This is a genomic window from Streptomyces sp. AV19, from assembly GCF_015999245.1.
In the GTDB taxonomy this organism is placed as follows: domain Bacteria; phylum Actinomycetota; class Actinomycetes; order Streptomycetales; family Streptomycetaceae; genus Streptomyces.
Map to the genome: position 1 here is coordinate 1 of NZ_JAEAMR010000093.1, position 3,540 is coordinate 3,540.

The 3,540-nt window shown below is 72.5% G+C and carries 3 protein-coding genes; 1 reads left to right on the forward strand and 2 read right to left on the reverse strand.

What is annotated here, in order from left to right:
- Positions 1–29 precede the first annotated feature (29 nt).
- Together I5Q34_RS33685 and I5Q34_RS33690 are read right to left on the reverse strand one after the other, a co-directional pair.
- On the reverse strand, positions 30–1,577 hold the full coding sequence (locus tag I5Q34_RS33685; RefSeq protein WP_234429932.1) for an asparagine synthase-related protein: 1,548 nt from the start codon (positions 1,575–1,577) through the stop codon (positions 30–32).
- Positions 1,578–1,653: 76 nt separating this feature from the next.
- Positions 1,654–1,815 carry a hypothetical protein gene (locus I5Q34_RS33690; protein WP_199896303.1) on the reverse strand — a complete coding sequence of 54 codons (162 nt, stop codon included), beginning with the start codon at positions 1,813–1,815 and terminating at the stop codon, positions 1,654–1,656.
- A 235-nt stretch (positions 1,816–2,050) separates the two neighbouring features.
- Here I5Q34_RS33690 and I5Q34_RS33695 point away from each other — a divergent pair, with 235 nt between their 5' ends.
- Positions 2,051–3,472 (forward strand): transcriptional regulator, encoded by a 1,422-nt coding sequence (locus I5Q34_RS33695; protein WP_234429933.1) that lies wholly within the window; start codon positions 2,051–2,053, stop codon positions 3,470–3,472.
- Positions 3,473–3,540: the final 68 nt, after the last annotated feature.

Below are 3,540 nucleotides of genomic sequence, written 5' to 3' on the forward strand. Positions count from 1 at the left end.
TTCATGCCCGACCAGCAGAAACCCAACGATCACATTCGGAATGCGGATGGCTTCTGACGGGAGGTCAGCCAGGCGGGCAGCGACGGCAGGGCCGCGCTCAGCAGCGGTTTGAAGGCCCTCACGCCGTGCCGCTCGATGGGGGTGATCGCGAAGGCGGCGCGGACGACCTGGTTGTCGAGGTAGGGATGAACCTGTCGCACCCGCCACGGCGCGGTCAGGGCGACCGTGTCGCGGGCGTCGGCCCCCACCAGGCGCAGGGAGGTCTCCTGCTCCACCAGATCCGCCCGGCTCTCCTCCCGCGCCTGCCGCGCGGCCGCGGACAGCAGCGAGGCCACTTGTTCCCGGCCGGAGGGGGTCAGCCAGGTCGCGCATGCGCCCAGATGGCACCACGACCACACACCCGGCCGCCGCGCCTCGCTCTCGCCGCGGGTCACGCGGGCGGCGGCCTCCTGGAGCGCGCCGGCGTGGCCGGTGTTGGCGGCCCGGGTGACAGCCCGCCACAGCTCGCGCGGGGCCCGGTTGCGGGCCCGCGCCCAGTTCGTGACCTGCCGCCGCGCCTCCTTGCGCGCCCCGCACTGCACCATGCCGATCCAGGCGGCACTGCACGAGTCGAGCACCACATCCCCGCCATGACCGGTGAAGTGCAGCGGCAGCCCGGCCGCCGGCCGCAGGTACAGGGCGTGCTGGGCGGTGGTCAGGCTCACTGCGGCGGGCTGGTCGGTCACCGGCTGCTCCCGACTCCAGCCGAACGGCAGCTCGCCGGGGCCGCCCTGGCCGACGTGCAGGTCCACGTCCATGTGTGCGGCGGCCCGGCGCGCGAAGGCCAGGTCCTCACTGCTGGTGAAGGCATCCGCGTAGGTGACCGCGCGTATCTCTCCCGTCTGGGAGGCGAGGATCGCCACGGCAGAAGAGTCCAGACCGCCGGACACGTCGGCGCCGGCCACTCCGTCGGCTGTCCGCATCCGCCCGTGCACGGCCTGCTCCAGCGCCTGGCCGAAGGTGGAGGCGCCCTGGGACAGCGTGAGCGTGGGCTCGATGCCGCTGATGCCGACCAGCTCGGGCCCGGCCCGGCCGCCCAGCAGCAGCCCCGACCCCGCGGGCACCGCCTGGATTCGGTCGTAGACCGTGCGGTGCGGCCAGTGCTCGGGCCCCGCAGCAAGGCGGGCGGCCACCATCGCCAGGTCCGGTACGGCCGAGCAGTGCCCGGCCAGGCGGCGGGCGCCGGTCGACCACACGGCGCCCGGCCCGTGGGCGTGGAAGACGCTGCGGAACCCGGACAGGTCCCCGCACACGAAACGGCGCCCGCCGCCATCGGCGACCACCCAGTACGAGCCGGGCAGATACGTCAGGTCCGCCCACCGCTCCTCTGCCGCCGCCCTCAGCAGCGCAGGCTCCTGCCGGGGTTCCAGAGCGAAGTCGCCCACGAGCAGGATGCGCACCCCCTCGCCAGCCATGAGCCGGCCCCGCGCCCCCGGCCCGACCCGGATGCCCGGCATGCCCGCCGCCTCGTGCCCCCCTCCCCACCCCGCATCCGACGTACCGCCGCCAGTGATCCACTCCTCGCTCATGCGCCTCATTCCCCATCCTGGTTCCGAAAACGGGCCCGGGGGACCGGCGTGGCCGGCCCCCCGGGTGGTCACCGTGCGGCAGTGGTCACTCGAAGAACATGGCGCCGGAGTTGTCGCCGTCGTTGTTCGGCTGACGGCCGAGGGTGGCGCCCTCGACGGAGAACGACTCCGGCAGGGCGATGCCCGGGACGCCGGCGGTGAGCGCCGCGCCGGTCGCGGCTGCGGTGATCGCGGTCGTGGAATCCATGACTACCTCCTGGTCGTGAACCTGAATGGCGCTGCCGCGCCCAGGCCGGTCGCGGCATAACCAGAGCACCACCCGGTCAGCAGGCCCGGTACCCGCCGCCCGCCGCCGCTGTCCCCTGCTCGCACTGTCGCCCGCACGCCGCGCACCCCGCCGGATACCGCCGGAAAATTCCCGGCACTCCCGCACGGCCAACCGCACTTCTAGAATGGGCAGTTCGACGGACTGGAGGCGTCTCATGGCGGCAGGCAGGCCCCGGACCGTAAAGCACCCCAACGATCTGCTCGACCACTGGCTCGAGAAGGCCGGCATCTCGAACGCGGCCCTGGCACGCGAGGTCACGCGCCGTGCACGCGCCGCCGGGGAACGGGGCATCAACCCCAGCGAAGGACGGGTGAGGGCATGGCGGGCCGGGGAGGTACCGCGCCACCCCGTGCCGCAGCTCATCGCCGACTGCCTGGCTCAGCACACCGGCTTCCCGCTCACCTGCGCCGACATCGGCATGCCGGACCGCACAACCCCGATAACCGTCGCCCCCGACTTGGCCTGGCAGCCCGCCACCACCATTGCCGCCATCGAACACCTCACCCGGAGCGAGATGATGGTCCCGCACAGCCGAAACACCGACGACGCCCACACCATCCACTCCGGCGACGACCTCCTCGCCCCCCTCCACCAGTGGCCCACCGCCACCCCCTCCACCCTCATGGCCCGCGGCGGCGGACACCTGGGGGCCAGCGACATCGAGGGAATCCGCACCGTCACGGCCATGTTCCGCGACGCCGACAACCGCCACGGCGGCCGCCTCTCCCGCACCGCCGTCATCGCGCAGATGGCCGACGCCAACGCCCTGCTGCGCACCGCCTCCTACGACGAGGACACTGGCCGCGCCCTGTTCGCCGCCGTCGCTGACCTCGGATCCGTCGCCGGTTGGATGACCTTTGACGCCGGGATGCATCAGCGGGCCCAGAAGCTGTTCCTGGCCGCTCTGCACGCCGCGAGTGAAGCCGGGGACAAGGCGCTGGGCGCCCACATCCTGCAGTGCATGGCCCGCCAGATGTCCCACCTGGAACACTTCGAGGACGCCCTCGACCTGGTCTGCCTCGCCCAGTACGGTGCCCGCCGCCATACCACCCCGGCCGCCCGCTCCATGCTCGCCGCCCTCGAAGCCCGCTTCCACGCCATCCTCGGGCAGACCAGGGAAAGCGAACGTGCCGCCGGCACCGCCGAAGAGCAGTTCGCCGCCGTGAGCCTCGGAGACGAGCCCGCCCACATGGCCTGGTTCGACGAAGCGGAACTCTGCGCGACCATCGGCGTCGCCCACCAGATCGCGGCCAAACACGACGGAGGCTCCGCCCGCGTCCGCAAGGCCGAGAAGTCCCTGCACCTGCTCGGCCGTGCCCTGGAACTGCGCCCCGCGCACCGCGTCCGGTCCAAGGCCTTCGATCATCTCGGTCTCGCCCGCACCCACCTGGTCACCGGTGAGGTCAGCGGCGCCCACCAGCAGGCCCAGACCGCCCTCGCGCTCTTCGGCGCGATCGGCAGCACCCGAGTCGGCGACCGGCTCGCCGAACTTCACGACGAAGCTGCGCCGTACACGCCTGCCCCCGAGGCCGTCGAACTCCGCGAGCAGATCCAAGACGCTGTCGCCGCACGCTGACGTCTCCGCGGCCGGGAGTATCACGAATGCGGTGTTCACCACTCGGTTGGAGTAGAGGTTTCTCGTTG